Genomic DNA, 24,723 nt, shown 5'->3' with positions numbered 1-24,723 from the left:
GTTTTTGCAGTGAATTAATGCTTTTCCTTTTCTTGCAAGACTTGCGTAAAAATACTTCCCCCTTGATCTTTTTCGTTGAAACGCTTAAGAATCTGATTAAACATTTCTTTTTCCTCATCTTCTTTTGTTTTTCCTGTTACTAAAAATTTCAAATGCTCTTGAATGGATTCCGAAAGATTTTTAGATGAAAATTTGGGTTGATAAGTGCCATTTAAAAAATCATTTAATCCCGATTCACTCAAGGTGTTTCTTAGTGATTCCGAAAGCTGATTGAAAAGGTTAATTTTAGCCCGAATGCGTTCCGCAGGTTCTTCCCCTTGATTAAGTTTAACAAGTGAGATATGCTCCTCAAGTCCATGTAAGAATTCACAAACTGCCGCCTCCCCTCGCGTGTTTTTAAAAGTGGGAGTGTTTGGATCAAGTAAACTGTAAGGTTGATTTTCCTCATACATTCTTCTTCGCCGTTTGTTTTCAATTGCCTCTAATAGAAAATTTTTCTCTTCCCTGTTACTTTGTTCCCATAGTGTACTTACTGCCTTTGCGGCTTCTTTTGCACCTACTTTTTGCAATTCAACCGCGAGCAGATTAGCTGTCCACCCACTTCCACCTTCTTTTGAACCCGTTCTTATGACAATTCCAACAACTTCGCCTTGATCATCAAAGACAATTTCATTGTTTTCAAGGGCTCTTTGGGCTTGTTCCTGTGTAACTTGGTCGCTTTTAGGGTGTGCCGTTAGATTGTATTGTTTGTTGATATGTGCAGTTAATTGCTCTATATTGATCGATGATTCTGTGTATTTTGATTTTTGAGCTTTCTGTAAGTCTTTTATAAAAATGTTAGAAAGCGTTTGTTTTTTTGTATCTGGTAAATAAGAGAAATCCTTTTTGGAGTTTATAGAAGTAATCATAAATGAATCCTTTTGCTTATTCTTATTCAAAGATAAGCAAAAAGGATTCCTGAAACTAAAGAATGTAAATAGAATCAGATTCTGTGCGAGAAATTCCGCTAAGCGAACGAGCAATCAGCTGAAATGAACCTTCTGTTGGAAGTCCTGATAAGTCCCAAGTTTCTTGCCAGCCATCGACAAATCCATCGCCATCCGTATGAATAGCTGTGTGACTAAGTAATCTTGGATTTTTTCCAAACTCTTGTCCAGCAAAACGCATAACATCTAGCATGGTGTTGTTGTATCCTATAATGCCCACAACCGCCTTAATACCTGTATCGTGGTCTAGTGTTGTTGTGAATTGGAAAGGATCAATCGACTCTCCATTTGGATGTTGATCGGATATTACTCTGACAACCTCTACGCTTGAAATTGCGGGTGCAGGTCCTCTAGTTTGATTATTTGCAAAGAATTGGACATTCTCTTCCATATCGACCATGGTTCACTCCTCATATGTGCTGATTTTTTGATTCTCAAAAAATCCAGCAAAAACCAAAAACGCTCATAAACACACTTTAAAGCAACGCCAAAGTTAAAATAACGCAGTGATTATCCAATATTTTGTATAAAATTATCAATAAATCTATAAAACAAAATTATTTTTAATGTTTTTAACCGCCAAATTCAATAATAAATCCGCGTTCCAGCCCTGCTAAGTCTTGGTAGAATGTAATCTTTTTAGGTGTAAATTGTTGAACGTATGCTTCTATGGATTCTCGTTGATTATAACCCATCTCGCATAAAAGGTAAGGAATTTTTCTCTGATGGGTTAAAAAAATGATTTGCTTGAGGATTTCATCGCCCATTTCTCCCCCAAATAGTGCTTCCTTAGGCTCATACAATACAGGCTTGGGAAGAGGTATGTTATTTTGAATGTAGGGTGGATTTGAATAGATAATTTCGATGTTTTGAGGTATTTTATCTAACAAAGAGCTTTGATTCAATGTAATGCGTTTTTGCAGTGAATGTCGCTTAATATTGATTGTTGCAATACGCAAAGCCTTTAGTGAAATATCATTTCCAAAAAATTGGATATTTGGGCAGGAAAGGGAAAGACTACATATTAAAGCACCACTACCAACACCAATTTCAGCGACATTCTTTGCGTTGGTTTGCAGTATAAGACTTTTTGTTTTTTCAATAAGAATTTCGCTCTCTGGACGCGGAATCAAAGCCCCTTTAGTAATATAAAAAAAATACTCCATAAAACTTACAGAATGGGTGATGTATTCAATAGGTTCTCCATTTTCACGACGTTTAAAAAGTTTATGAATGGCTCTTATTTGTGAATTTGTAAGTATGAGGTTGGGGTGAGTGTGTAAAAAAACACGATTTTTTTGTAAAATAAAACTAAGTAGAATTTCACTTTCTAAAAGCGGTCTTTCGGCAATGTTCCGGAGTTGCGAAGTACCCTTTTTAAGAATCTCTTGCAATTGCAATGTTATGCCTTTTTGTGGATAACGAATTGTAGCATCAGAAACCTAAAAAAGATCTATAACTTCTTGAAGATGAGAAATGCGTATTTCATTAGGTTTTAATTCTTGTAGTGATTCTTCCTTTGTGGTGCTTGAATTCAGCCAAAAACTTTTTTGGATTCCTGCATTTCTTGCGGCAAGAATGTCTGTCCAAGAATCTCCAATCAGTACCGATGAGGAAAGTTGAATTTGTGGAAAATCATGTAGAGATTCAGCTATCATACCTGCTTTAGGCTTACGACAAGCACATTCTTCTTGCGGTAGATGGGGGCAAAAGTAGATACGGTCTAATCCAAAGCCAAGCTGAAAATGTAAATATTCTTGCATAAAAAGGCTAAGAGTGCTGAACTCAGAAAAAGAAAAATAGTGGCGGTGAATACCTGATTGGTTTGTAACCATTAATAGCAAAAAACCTTTTTGCTTAAAAAAGCTTAAAATCTCGAAAATACCCTCCACCCAAGTCAGTTGAGATGCGGAATGTAAGTATTCTGTATTCACATTAATGACTCCATCGCGGTCTAAAAAAAGGGCTTTTGTGCACATCGCGTCCTCTCATTTTGGATTCTTATTTGGATAAGAATATACAAATTAGGCTTAAAGAAAGGCGGGTAGGGTGGTGAAACTATGGTATAATTCACAAAAATAGCAAACTATTGAAGGCATTGAGATGGAGCAGGCAATTGAACAAAATACAGATGTGAAGCGAGAGGAAAAAGAACAATTATTACAAGAATATGATCGCTATCAAGAAGAAAGTAATAATCTTAATCTAAAAAGCTTGATCACAATATTTATTTTACTTTTTTTAATATTAGCACTTTTTGCCCCAAAAATCTATATTCGCAGTAATATTTATTATGCAAGTCGCAATATTTTGCATTTGCAAACACAGGCTGATGCATTGAGGGAGGAGAACAAGCACTTAAAAAAACAACTTGAGGATGTTAAATTCAAATATCTTATCTTAGATATGGGAGATTAGGTTGCTAGAAAATTTGATTAAGTTCTTCCTCCATAATTATCGATTAAACTATACGCTTACATTTTTTCTAATGTTGGCAGGTTTTTATGCATACTCTGCTTTACCGCGTGAGATGTTTCCCCCTTTTGCTTCCGATAAAATAATGATTTCAGGTGCGTATCCTGGTGCAAGTGCAGATAATTTGGATAAAATGGCGGTGAGTGATATTGAGGACCAATTACGTTCTATTCCAGCCATTACAAAAATAGAATCCACAATACAATCTGGTTTTTTTAGTATGATTGTTGAGTTAGCGAATGGGAGCGATAAAAGTGACACATTAAATCGTATTAAAGATGCAATTGCACTTTCACGTCCTAATTTGCCTAGTGATATGGACGAACCTATTGCACAGAATGTTGATATTCAAATGCCATTAATTCTTGTTGCTATTTCTTCACAAGTTCGTAATGGTGAGGCAATTTTAAATAAAGATCAGCTATTGAGCGAAGCGAAGGAGGTAAGAAAGAGGCTTGCAGCAATTCCAAATTTAAGTAATGTGCAACTTTTGGGCGAAGCAGAGAAAGAAATTCAGATTCGTATTGATTCAAGTAAACTAAAGGCATATGGGCTGAATGCTCAAGAAGTCGCAAGTTTTATCGCCAATCTTTCGTATATTTTTCCATTAGGTACAATTGAAACCCGTGAAGCACAATATTACCTTTCTACAACCTATGGTAAAAAGGACCCACAGGAATTACTCAATACTCTTGTAAGTGTGGGCGGTAAGCGGATTTTAATGCGTGAATTTGCAGAGGTTTATTATGGCTATGGTGAAAGCAGTACGCATTCTAGCTTTAATGGTTTTCCATCATTCACAATCAATATCTCTAAAGATGAGAAGGGCAATGCAATAGCTCTTTCAAAGAGAGTTAAAGAGGAAGTAGAACGTTTAAAGACTGCTTTTCCTTATCTTACTTTTTCTATTTCGCTAGATAGTTCTATTCCTGTAAGCAATCGCTTAAGTACGGTTATTTCGAATATTACTCTTGGATTTTTGCTTGTGGGTGGGTGTATGTGGCTTTTGATTAACAAGCGTATAGCTTTTGTTGTCTCACTTGGTATTCCATTTGCATTCTTGTTGGGTGCATTAATTTTTTATATTCTTGGTTATAGTTTGAATCTCATTAGTTTATTGGGTGCATTAATTGCTGTGGGGATTCTTGTTGATGATGCGATTATTGTTTCTGAAAATATTCAAAGGCACATTGAGCAGGGAAAAAGCCCTATGCAAGCAGCATTTGACGGCACAAAAGAGGTAATTTTACCAGTTGTTGTTGCGGCTGTAACAACAATTTGTGCGTTTTTGCCGATGTTTTTTATACGCGGAGATGTTGGTACATTTGCTAAACTCATTCCTGCTGCCATTGTTATTTTAATTATTGCCTCTTTGCTTGAATCTTTTTTCTTTTTACCTCTGCATGCCGCCCATACTCTTAGTAAGGCTGAAAAACAACGTCGTTGGGGTAGAGTGCTAAAAATGTATTATGCTTCTTTGAAATGGATTTTTGCATGGAGAAAGCTTGCAGTTACACTTTTTTTGGTTGTTGTGCCGATTTTAACGATTGGTTGCTTTATTTATGCTTTTATGAAATATCAACTTTTTACAACTTTTGATGGCAATGAGATTCATATCAATGGGCAACTACCTAGTTCTTATACTCTTGAAGAGACTATTAAAGCTGTTAATGGCTTAGAAAAAGAGATTCTTTCCCACAAGGAACAATATTTTATCCGTTCAACTTCTGCTTTTAGCGGATTTCGCCAAAAGGGTATGGAGTCAGAACAAGCAAGTAATGTGTTTATGGTAAAAGTGGAATTAGAAGATGCAATGGAGGATAATTTTTTGGAACGTTACATTACGCCTATCCTTGCATTTGATTGGTTTGAGGAACGTAATGAAGGGCGACGTGTGGTAAAAAGTTTTATTATTGCAAAAGAACTAAATGAGAAGATTCAGGCTTATATTAGCGATAAGGATTTTGTAGAATTTTCTGTGCAGTCTGTGCAAACGGGTATTACAGATGCAGATATAGAAATTTCTCTAATTGGTTCTAATGAGAAAGTCGCTTCTGCTTTAAAGAGGTTAAAGGCGGAAGCAGAGGGGTTAAGTGGCATAAGAGATGTGCAAGATGATTTGAAAGATGGAATTACGGAGTTAAAAATTTCTATCAATAATTATGGAGAAAGCTTAGGGCTGAATGAGGGTAAGTTGAGTGCTGCCTTAAGTGATTCTTTTTTGTTTGCAAAACGTGGAAAAAGCCTTGATTCTGATGGGATTGTTCAGATAAGAATCGAAGATACATATAAAGATGACTTGAATACATTGAAATATTTTGTGGTAAATACTGGAGAAAAACAGGTATTATTAAAAGATGTTGCAACAATCACTGAACAACAAACCATTGAACGTATAAAAAAGCAAGAGGGTGATCGTACACGTACTCTTTCAATTAATGTGAATGCTGAAGAAACGAATGCAAATTCGATATTGTCGCTTTTAAATCCTACATTGGAAGAATTCAAACAGCAAGGTATTGCTGTGCGTTTAGGCGGAGAATATGAACAAAATGTGATTCTCTTTCAGGATATGATTATTGCAAGTGCAGTTGCCCTATCATTAATTTTTATAACTTTGCTTTTAATGTTTAATTCTTTAGCGATTTCTTTTGCCGTTCTTTCTGTAATTCCACTATCTTTGCTTGGTGCGGTTCTTGGGCATTTGATTATGGGCGTAAACTTATCTATGACTTCTTTGCTTGGGCTTTTGGGGTTGTGTGGAGTTGTTGTAAATGATGGGATTGTAATGCTTGATTTTTTACGCAAGGCAAAGAATGTGCAGGAATTTTTTGCAAATGCAACCAAACGTCTGAGACCTATTATGCTAACCTCTATTACAACTTTTATTGGATTGGCTACATTGATTTTTTTTCCATCTGGGCAAGCGGTGATTTTGCAACCTCTAGCTATTTGTTTGGGCTTTGGACTTGCGTGGGGAACGGTTCTGAATCTTTACTATTTACCTTTGATTTATGCTCTGATCCATCAAAATCGTCAGTCTAAGCCACAAAGAGAATCATTGAAAGATAAAATTTTAAATAAGATTCGATTTGCTAAGAGAGTAAAATATGAAAATTGAATTGAGAAATATATACAAATCTTTTGGAGAGCGGGAAATTTTAAGAGGCGTGAATCTAACCATTAAACCCGGACGCACAACCGTCATTTTCGGGACATCTGGTGGGGGAAAATCAACAATTATTAAGTTAATTGTGCGTTTGATTGAGCCTAATCGCGGAGATATTTTGATAGGTGGCGAAAATATTACACAGCTTTCAATAAAGAGATTGTATGAAATTCGCAAACAGATTGGATTCTTGTTTCAATCAGGTGCATTGTTTGACTCTAAGAATGTGTTTGAGAATGTTGCATTTCCCTTAAGGGAGCATACTTTGATGAGTGAAAAGGAGATTTATCGCATTGTTTGTGAGAAATTAGAACTTGTAGGTTTAAAGCCTAATGTTGTTTTAAATCTTTTTCCTGATGAATTGAGTGGTGGTATGAAAAAGAGAGTTGGGCTTGCGAGAAGTATTGCGATGAATCCTAAGGTGATTTTGTACGATGAACCTACAAGTGGTTTAGACCCTATTTCAAGCAATCATATTACACAAATGATTCGCCACTTGCAAGACGAATTGCATGTAACTTCTATCTTAATTAGCCATGACATTAAGGAGAGCTTTAAATCAGCAGACGACATTGCTATGCTTTTTGAGGGGAAAATTATTGAATATGGTACAAAAGAAGAATTTGCACAGAGTAAAAGAGAAGAAGTAATTGCGTTTATTCGTTAATATGTTTCATGTGAAACATATTTTAGCGATGAGGATTAAATTTAAATCTTGTTCCAGTCTTTGTGGTGTTTAGCATTTTGTCTTTTGTTTTTAGCTTAACCTTAATCTTTCATGAGATGAGTTTTTGTAGATTAAGGAACATATTTTTGTCATAAGTTGTTTGATAGCAGATAGGGCAACAAGCCATTTTCATGCCATTATAGTAGGATTTAAGTATTGTTTTCTATTTTTTATCTTTCAAATATTTTTCTAACTCTTTGTCGTTGAGAATCTCATCATAGCTATCCTTGACGATTCGCTTTTCATCTCTAATGTCAATATCTTTTACCACAGAATCCACAAAGTCCCTAAAATTAGGATTCTTACTCACAAGCATATTGAGTGTTTCACTATCTATATCCCTACTTTGTGAGGATAAGAGGATTTTTGAGCTTACAATATCACTTGTCAGCTGAATCACCCCAATCCCAAAGCTCGTATTTAGCCGCCTTAATTCAGTGAGAATCTCATCATCAATCTCCTCAAATACCACCAAATATCCCTCATTCGCCCAACTTGAATTAGAGACGGCTTGGAAATAAGATTCTTTGAGGTTGCTAAAATTTAAAGCAATTTTTAGCTCAAAAGAGCAAAGTTTATAGTTCGAATAGCCGATAGCATCAAGTAATTCCAAAGTCTCGCTCTCATAATCATCACTAAATGCGAAGTGAATCCCAACAATGTCAGGGTAATTCCATTTATCCTGCCCACTTTGAGATTTCTTGCTTGTTTCGTGGCGGATTGTCTTGCAATAGAGTCTGAAATGCTCATTTTCACTCAAATACTTCACAAGCAATGGGTGCAAATCGCGTTCTTTAAATTTACTTTTTTGCATTGAAACTTTTTCACTCTCTAAAATCTGCTCCTCTATATGTGGCTTATCTAGCTCACTTTCGCGAGATTTGAGCCATAAAGTCGTGGGCTTCTTTGAGGCAAATATGAAGGGAGAATCTTCGCTTTTAATGTCTGTGTAGAGTCTCGCCTCAAGTGTTCGTCTAGGTGTTTTGCCAATACTCCCTAGTTCCTTATCCAAGCCTTTTGCTTGTGCCTCCTCCCATATTTGCCCTGCATTAAGCGGGATTTTGCTCTCCTCTAGCACTGCTTGTGCAAGTGCCAAAAATGTAAGCTTTTTATGTGAATGCTGCATAATAACCTCCAAAACCATCAAGCCAAGTGTTGTGTTTTATATAAGTTAAGATTCTATAAATTATCTATGTTGTGAGACTTTGCCAAAAAGCTATGACAATCTGTGAATATTGCTATAAAAAACCAAGATTTTAGCATAAATGATGTGAAAATGCGCTAAAAGGGCGATAGTGTGATTAAGTAAAATAAAGAATCTTAGATATGTGGTGCTATTGTCTAAGTATTTTCAAACAACACAATCCATATCATAAAGTTGGTAGGTTGTAAAAAAAATCATTTATCTTACAATGAGAGATTGTATCTCACTAGCCTCTAACTTCGCGCCAAACACGCGTTTAAGCTCACTTGACTTTGTGGTTTTGATAAGCATATCGCCTTGCCCAAGTAACTTTTCTGCACCATTTTCATCAAGGATTATTCGTGAATCACTTGCCTTAGAAACTTTGAGGGCGATTCTAGTAGGGATATTGCTCCGCAAGCCTCCTGTGAAAACTTTAGAATCTGGTCTCTGTGTGCCAAGTATGAGGTGGATTCCTGCTTGACGAGATTTTTGGGCTAGTCGTGTGAGTTTGTCATTTATCGTTTTATCACTCATCACAAGGTCGTTTAGTTCATCGATGATGATGACTTGATAAGGAAGATTAAGTGCGTTTATATCATCTGCATTATGCCCTGCAAGTAGCTTGTAACGCTCCTCCATTTCATCGATATATTCATCAAGCTTTTTACTTGCTTGACGCATATCGATAATAAATTCTTCCAAGTGAGATTCAAAAATTTTATAGTCTGTGCCATTTTTGGGGTCTATGATGATAATATCAATGCGATTTTTATTTTTTAGCAAAGAGATAATGATATTTTGCAATAAAATCGTTTTTCCACTCCCGGTTGCCCCTGCGGCAAAGAGATGAGGGGCTGAAGCCAAATCAAAACAATAAGGATTTTTATCGATACCAAATCCTGCGAAGATTCCTAGCTTGTAGTCCTTAGTATGAAGAGATTCTATGCCTTGTTTAAAGTCATCTTTAGTGATTTTGCTCCATTTATCTTGTGGTTTTGCCACTTGAATATCATAGGTTTTGGAGAGATTATTTTCTTTACACGATTGCAACAATACGCTCTCTACGCCGAGTTCATCTTCGAGATTTTTTGCTTTATTTTTAAATGATTCTATTTTACTAGAATCAAGTATCTGTATGCGGCAAATATCGTGACGATAGGATTGTGTGGTATTGATATGCTCTACATCAATACTGAATTTTGAAAAATATTGTTTGATTTGTTCAAATAAATCCTTATTTTGTGTGGAAGATTCTATATTTTTGTGCGATTGTGGGGGGAAGTCAAGTTTGAGATTATCAATACACCATTGATAAAAGCAGTCATTATTTTTCCAAGTATTGTGTATCTCATACAAACCGCGATGAATGTACTTGGAGAGAATCTCTAAGTATTTTTCATCGTGAGAAAAAATATCAATATTTTTGTCATTGAGTTCATCTTTGTGGTTGATATAGAATATGCTTCGTGTGAGGCTATCAAAGTCTTCTTGTTTGGATTTTCCTTTGCCTGTGAGTTGCTCTAAATGATATTCTTTATCTCTTTGAGCATCTAATCGTTTCCTCTCCCATTCTGGTGAATGAAGTGGGAGATGTGGGAGTTTAAGGGCAAGAGAGAGGGCGAGACGCAGTATGAAATATTTAGGCAAAGTATCGGGACTAAATCCTAAACCATCTCTGCCAATAATTCTTTGAATCAAATACTCCTCTGCTTTATTTGTATAAAAATCTGCCATTTCTTTCCTCCGTCCTAATTAAGTATATTTTCTATTGCTACTTCTTTGATTGTCGCGTGTTGTCTATCACTTGGATTATCTATCTTATATAATCCAGCAAGATAAGTTTTAGAATACTCATATTCCTCATATCCCATTTCGCCATCGTGAGGAAGTATAATTACTTGTTCTGCACCCTTAGCATAATATTGCTGGATAATCCTTTTGCGATTTGCCCTATCAATCCTACTTAATGGTGTATCGATGATAAGCGGAATTTGGGATTGCGAGAGTTTGCTTAATGCCCAAAAGATAGAAATAGCTAGAATCTGTTTTTGCCCACTGCTTTGATTTGCCACATTGATATTATTGCCATAACTATCTTTTAAAGTCATTTCAAAATCATTATTAATCTCTAAATCAGCGATATTATCATCAGGTAATAGAATCTTATAATTCTCTATAATCTTTGTATGCAAATCTTCTCGAAGTTGCATAACTAGCTTATCTTTATAAGATTCTATATATGTCCTTAGTTTTTTTAATATTTTTAATTTATTATCAATTCTCTCTGTATTAATTCTTTGTTCGATAATATGAATATCTTTTTCTAAATTCTCTTCTTCAATTTTTAATTTCATTCTCCCTTCCTTCTTAGAATCTAACTTTTCTTGATATTGTTTTATCTGGCTTTCTATTTTGTTTATTTCATCGTTGAGATTATCTTCTTTAATTTTTGTGCTATCATCAAGGTTTAAATCCCTTATTTCTTCATTAATCTCTTTTAAATCTCTTTTTAATCTTTGCATTGTTTTTATGTGATTATTAGCATTATTGCTTTCAAGTCGTATCAGCATATCTTTAATATTTTCAATAATATTGAATGGTAAATTTGAATATGTGAGTCGTTGTTGCAGTGAATCTGGCAAAGTATCTAGCGAATCTAAAATTTTATTTGAAGCCTTAGAATCTCGTATTTCATTAATACTATCAAGCATTTGAGAGAAACAATGCTTTATTTCTGGTAAAAGCCTTTTAAGCGTCTCAATATCACTTTTATTTGCTTTAGAGTATATCTCATCGATTTCATTTTTTAGATTCGTAATAAGCTTCGGATTGCTTGTAAAGACGATAGATTGTAAGAGGCTAGGAAGCTCGTTTCTCGTTGTAGCAATATCCTCTTCAAGCTTAACCCTTTGTCGTTCTAGCTCATTATGTCGTTCGCTTTGATTGGCAATAAGTGTGCTTTTTTCATTTTCTTTGGACTTTTTCTTATCTTGTTCCTCTTGAAGCATATTTTCAATTTGAGTAATTTCGTTATTGAGATTTTCTAGCTTAGTTTGATGTAATTCTAACTCTTTTTTCTTTACTTCAAATCTATTTTTCTCTTCTTGATTTTGAATCTGGCTTTGATTTAATTCATCTTTTATCTTATCAATTTGTTTAATGATACATTCTAGCGGAGTGATTTGTAAAATTGCACTAATTTTTTCTTTAAGTGAAGAGCGTAAATTATCGCTAATATCCTCAATCTCTTCACCATCAAAGAAAAAGAATTCTACAAAATTAGGAGGTAGAAATTTATTTACTTCATTTTGAGCCTCTTCATTTTTATATGTTTCATTATTAATCACTAATTCTAAACTCTCATTTAATTCATTTGTTTTAAAAGACTTATTCCAACTTCGCTTAAGGCAAAAAGCTTTATTGTCAATTTTGCCTTGAAACTCTATATAATATTCTCTTTTTTCTTCGCTTACTGCAGTTTTATTGAGGATTCCATTCCAAGAATTTGTCTTGCTTCCCTCGATAAATATATAAGGAGATGGTAGCTTGATATTTTTACCAAATCTCTCAATAATTTCTGGAATCTTATTATTTTCTTCCAAAAGCCCACTTCCTAGAAAAAGTAACTTTGCACAGCGGATAAAGCTTGTTTTTCCATAGCCATTTTTGCCATAAATAAAATAGAGATTTTTATTTGGGATATGGATAAAATCTACCTCAACCTTGTCATAATATGCAAATATATTGCAAATTATAATTTTTTCTATAAACATTGATTATTCCTTTTAGAATTGAGATTTGCTCGTTTTATCATCAAGTATTTTTTCAATTTCTTGTTTGATTTTACGATTAGCATTTGTCTTGCCATTGTCATTAAAAATTTCAATACTTTTTGCAATGACATTCTCTACTTTTTGAGAATCTAATCCTAGATTCTCACTATCATTTGCTATGATTTCTTCTAAAATTTCTTTATGCAAAATATTACTTTGCGTTTTTACTTCGTATTTTTCCATTCTGTTATACTCCTTTGCTAGGTTTATTGCAGTATCATTAAAGTCAAAATCTTTATCCCATTCTTCTTGAATAGCCAAGATTTGAGAATCTGAAATTAAATTATCTCCACCATTGTTTTTAAAATCCTTTTCAGCTTCCAAAAGCCTATGTAGAATCTCAATTCGTGTTGAGCTTAAAAACGGTCCAAGCCCACCGACTTTATATACAGCCCTGCCATCTCGCTTATAATCTGCCCTTGATTGTGGATTCTCCCTTAAATCTTTGATAAAATTGCGAAACTCATTAAGTGGCTTGAGATGAGATTCTCCATTACCTATAAAGCCTTGTAGGGATTTATCCTCATTGACCACCGTGCAAACCCAGCACCCAAAGCGACTCCCGCCACAGCTACTTTGTCTCAAATCCGTGATAAATTGACATTCATCGCCACTTGCCTTAGAGTAGAGTGCAAAAAGCTCACTATGGTCTTTGTCCCATAGCGGTTTATTGCCAATCAAATATCCCCAGACATCATCAGTACTCCATTGTGCTATCGGTGAATAAGTGAGAGTGTTTGGGAATTCATGGTGCTGTGAATAGCCATCTTCGTTTAATACACGTTTTTCCATAGATTTTTTGCGATTAGTGGATTCTTGCTTTCTTGTGCCAAGACATAATAACACGCTTCCAAACTTGTGAGTGATATTTGCAATTGTTGATTTTGTCGGTGTGATTTTCAATCTATCGGTGCACCAGCGAAATGTCCTTGTCGGGCTTGGATAGCCTTTGCCGATGAGATTTACCCAAAATTCATCTTTAGATTCTGGTGCGACTTCTATGACCTCAAATGGAATCCCATTTTCTCTTGCGTGTTTGTTGATTGAAGTGATGACTGATTGCAGGAATCTCTCTATATGAGGAGCTTCTACAAGTGTATTTGAGGCTATGGCAAATGTCGGTCGTCTCTGCTCTTGTGGCAAGGATACAAGCATTTCATAGACGAGCTGTAAAACACAAGTCGAATCTTTCCCACCACTAAAGGCGACGACAAAAGCTCTTTTTGATGAGAGATATTTAGACTTAATATCCTCTATGGTATGGGCGACCAAAGGAGGTAGTCGCCCCCCCCCCCCATAGTAATGGTGTTTGAGTAAGGATTTGCTTGTGATTCTGTGATAGGAATCCCGTTATCAGCAACCTCCATAATCCCCGCATTGAGATAATACACACTTCCCTGATAGATTGTTGCGGATATATTTGAAAGAGATTTTGTAAGTTTTAAAGCTATTTGTTTAGCTTTTGCACTACTAAAGCAGATAAGTAAAAGTGGTTTTGTAACTTGCGAAGAGCATAGAAAATCCAAAATCTCCTCCAAAGTCTGCAGATTGATAGAATCTCGTAAATGTGTTGCGTGAAAGGCTTGTTTCCCACGAATATCGATAATGCAAAAGCTATCTTGATTGTTGCGAAATTCCTCTAAAGCTAATTGCCTTACACTTTTTGCACTCATAAAAATCCCTAAAATTTATATTCAATACTATTTACTTAAAAAGTTGAATTATATCATAAAAATAGAAAAAGCTCTTTTTATGCTTTTTATGGAATTATAATTTAGTCATTTGTTTGGTATGCTTGTTTCATTGAGATTCTATACTGAATTTATTATCAATAATAAAGTTTCCGTGAAGTTCTACAAAGCACAATCTAGTATATTTTTATTTATTGATGCACCTCTCATTTTAAAATATTTTTTGTCATTCTGAAGAAGTGTAACGACTGAAGAATCCATAGTTTTAGAATCTACATTGTCTTTTTTGGATACTTCGCATTTGCTTTAGTGTGACGAATTGGATATTGTGCTATCATGAGGTTTCCTTAACTCCTCTCTGATTTTAGATTCTATCATCACTTCTTCATTGCTCCCTATCGTGCTAAGGCGGAGCAAGGGTGCGTTATATTTCTCAAAGATAGAATCTAAACATTTTGTATCAAAAATTATTTTAATTTCAAATATTGTAAATACTTTTCTAATTGTTGTTTTTCTACATTTTTCATATAAGATTCCATAAATTTCCAATCAGGATTACCTTTAGAATCTATGGGTAATATAAGTTTCTCTCTTTTAATTCTTTTATCATTTATCTCACGATTAAAGCTATATTTCTCACTCAAACGATGAATAAGTGGCACAAGAAAAAGATAAACATAACTTACTGAATTGTTTATTTTCAAGCTTTGTGATATGGTCGCTTGCAATAAATGTATAATGATGAAAAAATGCACTTCCCACACTACCACTATTTGCTATGCTAATACAATTTTGAAATTTACGAACCCCACTATCATTATCTATAAAATTATCAATTCCATTATTTATAGCACTCGATGAGACATAAGGGGTTTTACCTTGAGTTTGATTTGCTTTTATTAGCCTTTTACCTCTTTGAATCTTGGTAAAAATTTCATCAAAATAAAATTCTCTCCATTTGCAAGTATGGAGGCTGTTATGAGTTCTAAAATTATCACAAAATGTTTTGTATTCTTCTAAATCAAAGGTTATTACCCCCCCCATTAGAATCTGAATCAATTTTAGAGTGATAATAAGCAATGATAGTTTTTAGATGTTTTTGCTCGATTTGTCTCATATAGCTTTCCATAAATTCCCAATGGGGTTTATTATCGGTAGTTTTTGGAAGCAAAATTTTGCCTCGTTTTAGTCTAGTAAGAGTTGCTCCATTGCCACCCCAATTAAATTTTGTCATAAACACTTTAAGATTTCGTAAAATAAATATAGCATTATATTTATTGAGTTTTTTATTAAACAAAATTTGTATATTTTGTCCTGTATAAAAATAGTTATTTTGATAAAAAGCTGTTTGTGTATCAAGCCCAATGGTAATCACATTCCCATCATTTCTAGTATATAATTCTTGGGTATCAATGAAACTATCTATGCCATTTTGTTTATCTGTTCTTGTAATATATGGGATTTTACCTTCCTTGCCATTTAGTTTATTTTTATCAATACCACTTAAAGTTGAAGTAACCTCAAAAATCTCCCCTATTACAAATTCTCCCCATTCTACAGAATCTAAACTTAGCTTTTCACTCATTTTTAGCCTCTATCTTATTTTTATTCTCATCAAGTCCAAATAAATACCCTCTGCCATGCGTTATCATATTAAACTCAAATGTGAGATAATCAGCCATTGTCTTTTCAAAATCACTTTGACTTGGAATCTCATCATTAAAATAATAAAAACTATGCAGCCATTCATCATCAGATTCTATGGTTGTTTTTACGCAGAATTTTGAAGGGGCTTCTTTTCTCTCAAACCAAATATCGAGCAAATGAGCTTTTTTATCTTTTGCGTGGATAGTCTCTACCAAGCCCCTATGTTTTTGCACCTCAAAACCATCATCTTCAAAGTTGATAAATTTGCAAATTTTCTCTTTATCATGGGGTAAGCCTGTGGTAAAAACTGCGATACAAGGATTTGTCCCTACCCCATAGAAAGTGTTTTTATTAAGCGTAATAACCCCTTCTAAAGTGTGATGTTTTAATATATTTTCTTTAATAGCCTTTTCTTCTTTGCTTTTCCCTGTCATTGCTGATTGAGGGACGATGACAACTACTTTACCACCCTTAAGTATAGAATCACATAAATGTTCTGTAAATGCGATTTCTGTTAGTCTTTTGTCAATTTTACCTTGAGAATAAGGAGGATTCATAAAGCCAACATTTGCCATAAAGTTTTCTTGGAGTTTTAAGGGATTTTGTTTTAAAAAATCCTCATCATTTAGATTGCTTTTACCATCTCCTCGCAAAACCATATTTGTCGTAGCGACTGCAAACATAAAAGATTGAAGCTCAAAACCAAAAAGCTGATTTTGTTTGATTTGTCTTTTTTGCTCTTCTTTATCTGTCTTAAGAAGCATATAATCCATAGCGGTGATTAAGAATCCAGCTGTCCCGCAATAAGGGTCAAGCACTCTGTCACTCATCTTTAAATCAACTAAATCACAAAATAATTCTGTAATGTGCGTAGGGGTTAAAACAATTCCTAAAGTCTGTCCATCTCCGCCACTAAAACGCATAAATTCGCTATAAAACACTCCTAAATAATCATAAGAATTTTTTATGATATGAATAGAGTCAAAAATTTCTTCTTTAATAGTTTTTGCATAATATTTTAAGGGTGTCGAATTAATTTTCGAACCTTTTTTATCGGTTATTTCGCATATTTCATTTATCTTTTTTGTATCTTTTATGACAGAAAATTGAGTAAGAACCTTGTCAAATTTGACTTGAGGAGAGAGACTAGAGCGTTTGAGATTGGATTCAATTAATCCATAAATCTTATTGCCATCGGTGTTAATTGTATCATTATTGAGATGCTCTAATGTTAAATTTTGTGCTTTCATCTCATCAAGGGCTAATAAGATTCCAGCGACAACCAAAGGCTTATTTCTATCGTCTAATGCTCCATAATTTCTTAAATCTTCGTGTAATCTTGTAGCGATTTTTTCTATTTCTTCTTTGGTTTTTTGTTTTGGCGAATCTTCTTTTAAAACTTCTCGTTTGTAATACTCGTCTATATTTTTCTCATTTAAAAGCATAAAAGTTTCTATATCTTCTAAAGGCTCTCTAATAAATGCACCATCATCAATAAATAAGGGAGTGATTCTATGGTTTTTCTCGTTACCACTCACAGCAATAGCAAAGACTTTTTTATACGAAGTTTGATGTTTAATAATTGCTTTTGCATACCATAAAGCCCCATTTAACGCATAATTTTCTATATCTTTTTGCTTTTGTGAGATGAGATTGTTTTCATCGTGCTTTATGTGCTTATCCACACTCGCTTTATCCTCAATCACGATTACAAAATCTTTCACCACGCCCACATATTCGGGGTAACCCACTCCTCCTGTGCCTTTTTTGGAAGCTTTGCTTAAAGCTTCGCTAAGTTCTTTTATATCACTGCCTTGCGGACTTAAATTAATATTAGCCTCCTTTAAAAGCTCATATACCCACAAATCTGTTTTTATTTCTTTTTTTGCCATAACATACTCAAATATTAAAGTGTGAAATTCAAGATAAATTATATCATAAAATATAAAGCTCCTTAGAGTGTAAGAGAGCTTAGAAATAGGATTATATGGGGTTTTGCGTGAGAATCTGAACTTGCTTGAAGCGCACTTGAGGGGATAATCTCCTCCGTGCCATTGTCAAAAAAGATTTTGATATAGGTATCAAATTTGAGGGCTTGTTGCACACAGAGCAAATCCCCTTGCTTTAAGCTTATCTTATCGCCCAAATCAAGCGGATTGGTAAAAATCTCGACATTGTTTTTCGCATAGAGATATGTTTTATTTGGATAAGTAATTTCGACTTTTTCGCCTTGAAATGCGTAGCTTATAATCTCGCTTGTTTTGTCCTCACCCTTGATGATGATGAGGTATTGTTGATTGTCCATACCCGCCTTCAAATGATATTTTTATCTTGCAATGATAGCAAAATCTTTTATAGAATATGATTTTTGCGTGGGATTCGCCTTAATCAATATTTATCAAATCTCCAATAAGTTTAACTTTATATTTTATTATTTTTGCTGTTTTATATTTTTCCTTTAATAATTTAAGTTTACACTTAATCATCATTTTCAAATTTTTCTTTTAATTGTAAAATGGTATAAAGTGTGGGCTTGTTGTCTTTATATTGAACCTCCAAATCAACAATAAAATTATATTTATAGGGATTCTTTAAGATATTTTTCTTTACTTCGGTATTCTCAATAAAAGTTTTTACTTCTTTTTTAGATATTTTTTCACATATCGCTTTATCGGCTTTTTTGGATTTTGTATTTGTTTGAACAAAAGATATTAAAGCATTTGATACAATTTGACTGCGAGACTTATCTTCATTAGAATGGCTATCAGATAGATATTGTTGGCTATTTTTCTGTATTTGTGTTGATTCTTGTGAGTCTAAACTAAAGCTACAATTATTAAAAGTATTAATTTGAATATTTGCATTAGGATTATTTGATATAGCATTTGCTATTGTATCCAGTTCTTTTATTGCAGATTTATCAATATCTTTCTCTTGGATTATCCGTTCTTTATTGGAAGACAAAAGCATTGTTTTATATTTATTTATTTTTTCAATAAAAGAAATAATACTATTAGCATTTTCAGCAAAAGGCAGACTACCTGCTAAAATAACTTGAATAAGCTCGATAATAATAGAACCCTTGCGAACTTCTTTGATATAGATTTCAGTTTCTGTATAGGATTCTTTTTGTATTCCTTCCTCGATGCTTTTTAAAGCTTGAAAAAGATTGTCTATTTTAAGTTGATCGCTATCTATTTTTATGGTTAGTGTATTATTTTCCATAGATTTATCCTTTACCCTCAATAACTTTAATTTCCTCATCTGTGAGATTGTAGAGTTTATACACTAAAGTATCAATCTCAGATTCTAACATATTTGTATTAAAGTTAGAATCTTTGCCTTAGATTCTAATATTCTCTCCACCAAACCCTTGAATCTTTATCCCATCTATTTCGATATTTTTAAACACTAAAGTTTTAATTTTTGTATTACTAATTTTATTAAAATTTAAATATATTGGTGTATCTGTGCAAGCAATCTCTACTTCTCTACCTTGATTATCGTGAGTAATGCGGAGTTCTATCTTTTTATCAGGAGAGTTTTGCTTAAGCCACTTTAGAAATTCCTTGAAATCAATAGTATTTTGATTACTCACATATTTTTCACAAGATTTGAGATATGCAAGAAGATTCTGTGTATCTATTGACATTATCTCAAGTATGCTAGATTTTTCCACAATCACCCTTATCCTAAATAAATTTACTTTTGGGATTATATAAGATTATGTGTGAGATAGTCAATTTTTGTATGATAATTTGGTTTTGTGGAATATCGAAGTGTATTTTATTGTGAGGAGCTATTATTGTCAAGGTATATCCCATAAAGGTCTTGCTTGGCGTAATCTTTAAGGTAATTGGAGGGATAGTGATATCTGAGATTTTGTCCATTAAGTTTTATTAACACTAGAAATAATTTTGCTACTCTAATCGCAAATTTTATTCTCCTAGAATCTACTAAAGATTGTGTTGATGAAGTGATTAGAAATATAGGGATTTTAAAGATTCTAATATTTTACCTTTTATAGGGTTGATATATCATAGAATCTATTCGAAATTCTAGTTCTTTTGTATCAGTGGCAGAATTTTTAAGCTCTAGTTTCCAAGATTCTCTCTACCAAAGCTACTTATCTTATCGCTTAAAGGTTTAGTTATCTATGATTGCACATATATACAATAAAGTTACAGACTATTATTATACAGATAATGGCATTAAACCAACAAACAGGTGTCTTATCCCAAATTTCACTATCACTCTTAGTAAAAACTATTTTAGACAGGAAATTAAACAAAGCGTATAAAATATTTCCAAAGAATAAAGCTATAAAAGCCATAACAAAAACTAAACGATAAATGCTTGCTTTATCGATATTAGATAAAACAGATGTTGAAAACACTAATCCACCCACAAAAGCTAATACAATAGAAGCAAAAATTCCCAAAATAGTAACATATTGCGTTTGTTGTTTGTCTAGATTATTTTTTAAATCCTTATATCCCCTCTCAACATCTTTAGACATCTCTTTAATCTCGCTTATTTTACCATCAAAATCTTGCAGTCTAATACATTCAAGATTAATGTGATCATAAAGTTTATTTAATTCAGGTTTAATATCCTTTAACCTTTCATTGTATTTTTTATCAACATTATCTTCTTCATCAACAATATCCTCAAGCATTCTTATATTTTGTGCAAGCGTCATAAGGCTTTGTTCTCTGTCTTTTGAGTATAGAATAATAGTAGTAATTTTTGAATACTGATGTCTATACTTATCCTCTCCCGTATAAATTTCAACAAGATCATTAATTATGCCATTTTGCTTGTCAGATAGGTTTTGCTCCTCACATAACAATCTAACAATTTTTTCTAATTTTTTATCTTTTTCTTTAGAAACCATTATTATTTTTCGCTTCTTGTTTAATTAAAGCTTTACTTATTATTTCTTTTTTACCTTCCTTAAAACTTTTCTTCCAAGCACCACCATCTCTATGACTTTCTTCGACTAGTTTCCAATAAGACTTTTTATTGCATTTTTCAATGGATTGATTAATGACTTCTAGTTTTTTTTCATCAAGTCCCAATAAAGTTTCTTTTTCTGGCTTATCTATCGAATTAGCTCCATAATTGCGATATTCACCATAAACTTCCCTTACAACAGGTCCATATTGCCAAGCCTCAAAATCATCTGCAATTAAATGTTCATTAAAATTCTCTATATAATCAAGCTCTGTAAAATACAATGTTTTTTGTAATTCCAGATTACTCAATTCCTTATCTGATTTGTTAAGGATGTATTTTGCAAGCTCTAAAGCACTTATTGCCATACTACACCTCCTAATATTTTGAGTATTATGCATTAATTGTTATTTAAAGTAGCTTATTTTCCATAATTTTTACCTCTTCATCGCTCAAATTATACAATTTATACACTAAAGAATCTATTTCAGATTCTAGCATATTTGTATTCAAATGAGAATCTCTAGCTTTAGATTCTAATATTCTCTCCACCAAAGCCACTATCTCATCACACAAAGATTTATTTGTAGAATCTATTTGAAAATTAATATATTTATAGTTTCACCATTCAATAACTCCTTCCTTTTAAAAGTTTCTCATTGCCGCTTATGATAAACCAACGCCTTAATGTGTCTCTATGCACCCCTAGTCTTTTTGCTATTTTTGCGTGGGATTCGCCTTTTAAATCCCATTCTAAGATTCTTTCTCTTGCGTGAAAGCAAGGGTGGAGTTCTAATCTTGTCTTAGCTCCTGTGGGTCGCCCTAGTATTTTGCCCTCTACTTTTAGTCTTGCTAAAGCTTCTTTAGTTCTTTGTGAGATAAGTTGCCTTTCTATCTCTGCACTTAAGCTAAATGCAAAGGCTATGACTTTACTTTGGATATTGTCTCCTAACTCAAATTTTTCTTTAAGTGAATATATTCTTACGCCTTTTTCTGCACATTCATTTAAAAAAGCCATAACATTCAGTAAGCTCCTGCCTAATCGGCTAAGTTCTGGCACAATAAGCAAATCATCTTTTTTTAGCTTTTTTCTTAGCTTCCCTAAGATTCTGTGGTCTATGGCAACCTTACCGCTCATTGTTTCCTCCCAAAATTCATCAATGCGTATGTCATTTTTCTTAGCATAAGTTTCAATCTCAAATCTTTGATTTTCTGTTGTTTGCTTATCGCTAGAAACCCTTGTATATGCGTATGTCATTTTTTATCCTTTAAAAATATGTTATTGTATGAAATTTGTTTTGGCAACACAAAGGATAATTCACCATTTTTATTTATGATAATAAGTTCGTCATTATCTATCTTTAATTCACAAGTAAAATCATGCAAGCCAAGCTTGTAATAAATATAAATTAGATCATTAAGTGCAGAGACAAGGAAATGGCCACTACCAACGGAAGGATCGCAAATACGAATAGATTTTAAGACTTCTTTATATAATATTTTCTTGTCTTGCGAAAAATCCCTATCGATAAAGTTTTCTCTTAACTCTTGTAGATTTTTTGCGTTCCATTGAAATTGAGTATTAAATTTTTTGCATACAATTCGTTCTAGCGAAACTTTACACATATGCATTGTGATAAAGCTTGGCGTATAAAAGCTTCCCTCCTTGTAAGCATTGAGCTTTTCAAAAACTAGTCCTAGTACAGCAGAGTTGATAAGTTTTGTCCTGTCCTGCCCTTTGATTTTTCCAAAATCCCATATACTCAAAAATTCAAAAAGATATTGTAAAAATCGCACTTTGCCTTGATGCCTTTTATCTTTTGTGTAGATTCTAGTATGAGTAAAATACTCGACTTCTAAGGTATTATCAAGAGAATTTATCTCAAGATATTTGTTTTCTAGTTCGGTTTGTGTGAAAAGTGATGAGTTAAGATAAGGGAGATTGTTAAAGCCCTTATTTAAATTTCTTTCTTCTTTTTTCTTGGCCAAAACTTCAAAAAATAAATGTGAAAGTGTACTAAAATCTTTAATTCTATCAAAGCTAAGAAAAGCGAGACTTTTATCATTAAAGTCAATTAAATTTGCTTCAATAAGTTTAAGAAATAGAATTCTATTAAGCCATACAATCAAAAGTCCCATCGTGATTTCTGTAAGTAATTCTGGCATTTCATTAGATTTATCTTGAAGTTTAGTTAAAATATGTTTTGCAAAACTTTCTTTTTTGGTGTCATCAATGACAATGAGAATCTTGCCTTTATTATCAAATTCTTTTAACCCTAAGATATGGATCAGCTCGTTATAAAAATCTCTATTGAGTTCATTTGCATCAACACTATGGATATTTAGTAAGAAATTTGGCGAAAATATAGAGATAATATTCTCAAGTGATTTTGATATAGCTTGAGTTTTGTAGAATGTATTATTTCCTGCCTGCAAGTCTATTTGCCTAAAATCTACAAAATAGCCTTGCAGGGAATTATCCAAGTTTTCTTTTTTGAGATTTGATAAATACTCTTCAGAATCTATAATCCTCTTTGCTTCATTGTAAAATTCTTCGGTCTTAATTGAATTTGTATTGAGGTGTCTAAAAAGTGAATTTGGGTCGGTATAGTTCTTGTAAAATTGCTGAAAAGATTTGTTCTTGAAGAAATAAAATTCAAAAATCGATGCTCTAAAAATATAGAATCGATAAAAGTCACTCAAAATAATAAATTATGGATAGTTGTTTTGTTCTCGTTCGCGAAAATAATATAATATTGCTTCGTGTAGGGCTTTACAATTCACATTGTTGGATGAAAAGAAATCTTTAGAATTTGGCTTTTTTGCTTCAATAAGCACTTTAACTCTATCATTGCACATTAAAGCTAGGTCGATGTTAGAATTACCCTTGCCTGAAGTTTGCTCGACTTTTGTTTTAAACCCTAATTGCTCAAAAAAATTTTTGAGTGCATTTGACACAAGGGCACGTTCGCTATCTGTTTTGTTGGATTTTAGGTATTCTAAGTAATTTTTTAACGATTGTTGAAAATTTTCATACTTTTTTGGAGTGGCTGCGTATACATCAAGGAATTGCTCTGGTGGAATAGAGTTAAATTTAAGCATTTTTGTCCCTTGTTTCATGTGAAACATCAAAATAAAGCATTTACAGCCTCCAAGAAATCCATAGGATCAACAGATGCACCATTTACAAGAAAGCCAAAATGTAAATGAGGTCCGCTAACTCTACCGCTATTACCGCTTAATGCAACTAACTCACCCTTTTTAACGATTTGTCCTTCTTTAACCTTGAGTTCGCTACAATGATAATACATGCTGAAAATGCCTTCCCCATGACTGATGACGATACCCTTGCCTGACAAGAATCTGTCTCTTGCAATTACAACAATGCCATCATTACTAGCAAAAATTTTTTTTCCAATTGGTGCTCTAAAATCTGTTCCGCTGTGGTAGCTTTTGACTTCCCCATTAAATGTGCGTGCTGTGCCATAAGGGCTAGTGATTTTACTTTTCATTGGAAGTATAAAAGGGCTATTCCAGTAGCGTTGAGGAGTATATTTTGCATAAATTTCTGCCGCCTCTTTCGCCTCTTTTGCGATTCGTTTTGCATTTTTTGGGTTGGGTTTTGCCTTGCCTGATTCTACTTGAATTTGCTCTTGTTTGTAATTTCCTTTCAGAATTTGCAATGTAATGCCCTCACCAATTTGGATTGTTTGAGGTTTTTTGTGGTAGTTAATACCAATAAGAGAGATTTTTTGGTGAGGATTTTTGGGGTGTGGAATCCATTGATAGGTTTTTTTATCGATTTGTAGGGGCTTTGGGTTGCTTTTGTTTGTGGTGGCAATGAATGTAGAACCATTATAAGCAGTGTTTTGGTGTGTTGGACGTTGTAAAAAAGAGGGGGGAAGAGGGGAAGTTGTTTTTGCATATAACGGAAAGAGGATACCTGTTGTGATGATTAAGGCGAGTAATTTCATAGTTTCTCCAAATATTAGAATATAATATTATATGCTTGAAATGATTGCAATAAGCTAAAAGTAGGGGGTAGATTCTGAA

General features: G+C 33.4%; 26 protein-coding genes and 1 pseudogene. 3 read left to right on the top strand and 24 right to left on the bottom strand.

Annotation, left to right across the window (positions count from 1 at the left end):
* Positions 1-14 precede the first annotated feature (14 nt).
* The 4 genes from CCZ01_RS06245 to CCZ01_RS06230 all read right to left on the bottom strand — a co-directional run bounded on the left by CCZ01_RS06245 (position 15) and on the right by CCZ01_RS06230 (position 2,965).
* Positions 15-908 carry a hypothetical protein gene (locus tag CCZ01_RS06245; RefSeq protein ID WP_112052370.1) on the bottom strand — a complete coding sequence of 298 codons (894 nt, stop codon included), beginning with the start codon at positions 906-908 and terminating at the stop codon, positions 15-17.
* 55 nt (positions 909-963) lie between these two features.
* Positions 964-1,386, bottom strand: coding sequence for a DUF4879 domain-containing protein (locus CCZ01_RS06240; RefSeq protein WP_112052369.1), 423 nt, complete (start codon positions 1,384-1,386; stop codon positions 964-966).
* A gap of 172 nt (positions 1,387-1,558) precedes the next feature.
* Positions 1,559-2,386 (bottom strand): HemK/PrmC family methyltransferase, encoded by an 828-nt coding sequence (locus CCZ01_RS06235; protein WP_181566342.1) that lies wholly within the window; start codon positions 2,384-2,386, stop codon positions 1,559-1,561.
* Positions 2,387-2,428: 42 nt separating this feature from the next.
* Positions 2,429-2,965, bottom strand: a complete 537-nt coding sequence (locus tag CCZ01_RS06230; RefSeq protein ID WP_112052367.1) for a D-glycero-alpha-D-manno-heptose-1,7-bisphosphate 7-phosphatase — start codon at positions 2,963-2,965, stop codon at positions 2,429-2,431.
* Between the two features lie 124 nt (positions 2,966-3,089).
* Here CCZ01_RS06230 and CCZ01_RS06225 point away from each other — a divergent pair, with 124 nt between their 5' ends.
* The 3 genes from CCZ01_RS06225 to CCZ01_RS06215 are packed head-to-tail and all read left to right on the top strand — an operon-like array spanning position 3,090 to position 7,297.
* Positions 3,090-3,404 (top strand): hypothetical protein, encoded by a 315-nt coding sequence (locus tag CCZ01_RS06225; protein WP_112052366.1) that lies wholly within the window; start codon positions 3,090-3,092, stop codon positions 3,402-3,404.
* Position 3,405: 1 nt separating this feature from the next.
* The gene (locus CCZ01_RS06220) at positions 3,406-6,582 is read left to right on the top strand and encodes an efflux RND transporter permease subunit (RefSeq protein ID WP_181566341.1); all 3,177 of its coding nucleotides are present in this window, start codon (positions 3,406-3,408) and stop codon (positions 6,580-6,582) included.
* Positions 6,572-7,297: an ABC transporter ATP-binding protein gene (locus tag CCZ01_RS06215; RefSeq protein ID WP_112052364.1), complete on the top strand. Its 726-nt coding sequence runs from the start codon at positions 6,572-6,574 to the stop codon at positions 7,295-7,297. Before CCZ01_RS06220 ends, CCZ01_RS06215 begins: the two co-directional genes overlap by 11 nt.
* A 223-nt stretch (positions 7,298-7,520) precedes the next feature.
* Here CCZ01_RS06215 and CCZ01_RS06210 read toward each other — a convergent pair whose 3' ends face one another.
* The 20 genes and pseudogenes from CCZ01_RS06210 to pgp3 all read right to left on the bottom strand — a co-directional run bounded on the left by CCZ01_RS06210 (position 7,521) and on the right by pgp3 (position 24,644).
* Positions 7,521-8,483: an HTH domain-containing protein gene (locus tag CCZ01_RS06210; RefSeq protein WP_112052363.1), complete on the bottom strand. Its 963-nt coding sequence runs from the start codon at positions 8,481-8,483 to the stop codon at positions 7,521-7,523.
* Positions 8,484-8,759: 276 nt separating this feature from the next.
* Positions 8,760-10,277, bottom strand: a complete 1,518-nt coding sequence (locus CCZ01_RS06205) for an FtsK/SpoIIIE domain-containing protein (RefSeq protein WP_112052362.1) — start codon at positions 10,275-10,277, stop codon at positions 8,760-8,762.
* A gap of 14 nt (positions 10,278-10,291) precedes the next feature.
* Complete coding sequence (locus CCZ01_RS06200; protein ID WP_112052361.1) at positions 10,292-12,316, bottom strand: hypothetical protein; 2,025 nt, start codon at positions 12,314-12,316, stop codon at positions 10,292-10,294.
* A 12-nt stretch (positions 12,317-12,328) separates the two neighbouring features.
* On the bottom strand, positions 12,329-13,648 hold the full coding sequence (dndC, locus tag CCZ01_RS06195; RefSeq protein WP_258436878.1) for a DNA phosphorothioation system sulfurtransferase DndC: 1,320 nt from the start codon (positions 13,646-13,648) through the stop codon (positions 12,329-12,331).
* The gene (locus CCZ01_RS06190) at positions 13,630-14,049 is read right to left on the bottom strand and encodes a rhodanese-like domain-containing protein (protein WP_112052359.1); all 420 of its coding nucleotides are present in this window, start codon (positions 14,047-14,049) and stop codon (positions 13,630-13,632) included. The genes dndC and CCZ01_RS06190 overlap by 19 nt, the downstream gene beginning before the upstream one ends.
* A gap of 324 nt (positions 14,050-14,373) precedes the next feature.
* Complete coding sequence (locus tag CCZ01_RS10385; protein ID WP_181566346.1) at positions 14,374-14,616, bottom strand: hypothetical protein; 243 nt, start codon at positions 14,614-14,616, stop codon at positions 14,374-14,376.
* An 87-nt stretch (positions 14,617-14,703) separates the two neighbouring features.
* Positions 14,704-15,111, bottom strand: coding sequence for a restriction endonuclease subunit S (locus CCZ01_RS06185; protein ID WP_220106542.1), 408 nt, complete (start codon positions 15,109-15,111; stop codon positions 14,704-14,706).
* Positions 15,089-15,652 (bottom strand): restriction endonuclease subunit S, encoded by a 564-nt coding sequence (locus CCZ01_RS06180; protein WP_112052358.1) that lies wholly within the window; start codon positions 15,650-15,652, stop codon positions 15,089-15,091. Before CCZ01_RS06180 ends, CCZ01_RS06185 begins: the two co-directional genes overlap by 23 nt.
* Entirely contained in the window at positions 15,645-17,606 is a 1,962-nt protein-coding gene (locus CCZ01_RS06175; RefSeq protein WP_112052357.1) for an HsdM family class I SAM-dependent methyltransferase, read from the bottom strand. Before CCZ01_RS06175 ends, CCZ01_RS06180 begins: the two co-directional genes overlap by 8 nt.
* Positions 17,607-17,668: 62 nt before the next feature.
* Positions 17,669-18,019, bottom strand: a complete 351-nt coding sequence (locus CCZ01_RS06170; protein WP_112052356.1) for a hypothetical protein — start codon at positions 18,017-18,019, stop codon at positions 17,669-17,671.
* A 173-nt stretch (positions 18,020-18,192) separates the two neighbouring features.
* On the bottom strand, positions 18,193-18,939 hold the full coding sequence (locus CCZ01_RS06165) for a hypothetical protein (protein WP_112052355.1): 747 nt from the start codon (positions 18,937-18,939) through the stop codon (positions 18,193-18,195).
* A gap of 4 nt (positions 18,940-18,943) precedes the next feature.
* Positions 18,944-19,083 (bottom strand): annotated as a pseudogene (locus CCZ01_RS11010) (type II restriction endonuclease); the annotation flags it as partial.
* Complete coding sequence (locus CCZ01_RS06160; protein WP_146745222.1) at positions 19,058-19,393, bottom strand: hypothetical protein; 336 nt, start codon at positions 19,391-19,393, stop codon at positions 19,058-19,060. The gene CCZ01_RS06160 and the pseudogene CCZ01_RS11010, both read right to left, overlap by 26 nt.
* A 471-nt stretch (positions 19,394-19,864) precedes the next feature.
* The gene (locus CCZ01_RS06155; RefSeq protein ID WP_112052353.1) at positions 19,865-20,611 is read right to left on the bottom strand and encodes a hypothetical protein; all 747 of its coding nucleotides are present in this window, start codon (positions 20,609-20,611) and stop codon (positions 19,865-19,867) included.
* Entirely contained in the window at positions 20,601-21,038 is a 438-nt protein-coding gene (locus CCZ01_RS06150) for a Panacea domain-containing protein (protein ID WP_112052352.1), read from the bottom strand. Before CCZ01_RS06150 ends, CCZ01_RS06155 begins: the two co-directional genes overlap by 11 nt.
* A 43-nt stretch (positions 21,039-21,081) precedes the next feature.
* A complete protein-coding gene (locus CCZ01_RS06145; RefSeq protein WP_258436873.1) occupies positions 21,082-21,231 on the bottom strand; it encodes a type II restriction endonuclease in 150 nt (49 codons plus the stop codon).
* A 67-nt stretch (positions 21,232-21,298) separates the two neighbouring features.
* Complete coding sequence (locus CCZ01_RS06140; protein WP_112052350.1) at positions 21,299-21,928, bottom strand: recombinase family protein; 630 nt, start codon at positions 21,926-21,928, stop codon at positions 21,299-21,301.
* Positions 21,925-23,373 carry a type IIG restriction enzyme/methyltransferase gene (locus CCZ01_RS06135; protein WP_112052349.1) on the bottom strand — a complete coding sequence of 483 codons (1,449 nt, stop codon included), beginning with the start codon at positions 23,371-23,373 and terminating at the stop codon, positions 21,925-21,927. The genes CCZ01_RS06140 and CCZ01_RS06135 overlap by 4 nt, the downstream gene beginning before the upstream one ends.
* Before the next feature lie 9 nt (positions 23,374-23,382).
* Positions 23,383-23,772, bottom strand: a complete 390-nt coding sequence (locus CCZ01_RS06130; protein WP_112052348.1) for a DUF7149 domain-containing protein — start codon at positions 23,770-23,772, stop codon at positions 23,383-23,385.
* Positions 23,773-23,798: 26 nt separating this feature from the next.
* Positions 23,799-24,644: a peptidoglycan metallopeptidase Pgp3 gene (pgp3, locus tag CCZ01_RS06125; RefSeq protein ID WP_112052347.1), complete on the bottom strand. Its 846-nt coding sequence runs from the start codon at positions 24,642-24,644 to the stop codon at positions 23,799-23,801.
* Positions 24,645-24,723 lie beyond the last annotated feature (79 nt).

The sequence above is a fragment of the Helicobacter monodelphidis genome, assembly GCF_003288845.1.
GTDB lineage: Bacteria > Campylobacterota > Campylobacteria > Campylobacterales > Helicobacteraceae > NHYN01.
Note: the sequence above shows the minus strand (reverse complement) of the source record. Positions and strands in the feature narration are given on the sequence as shown.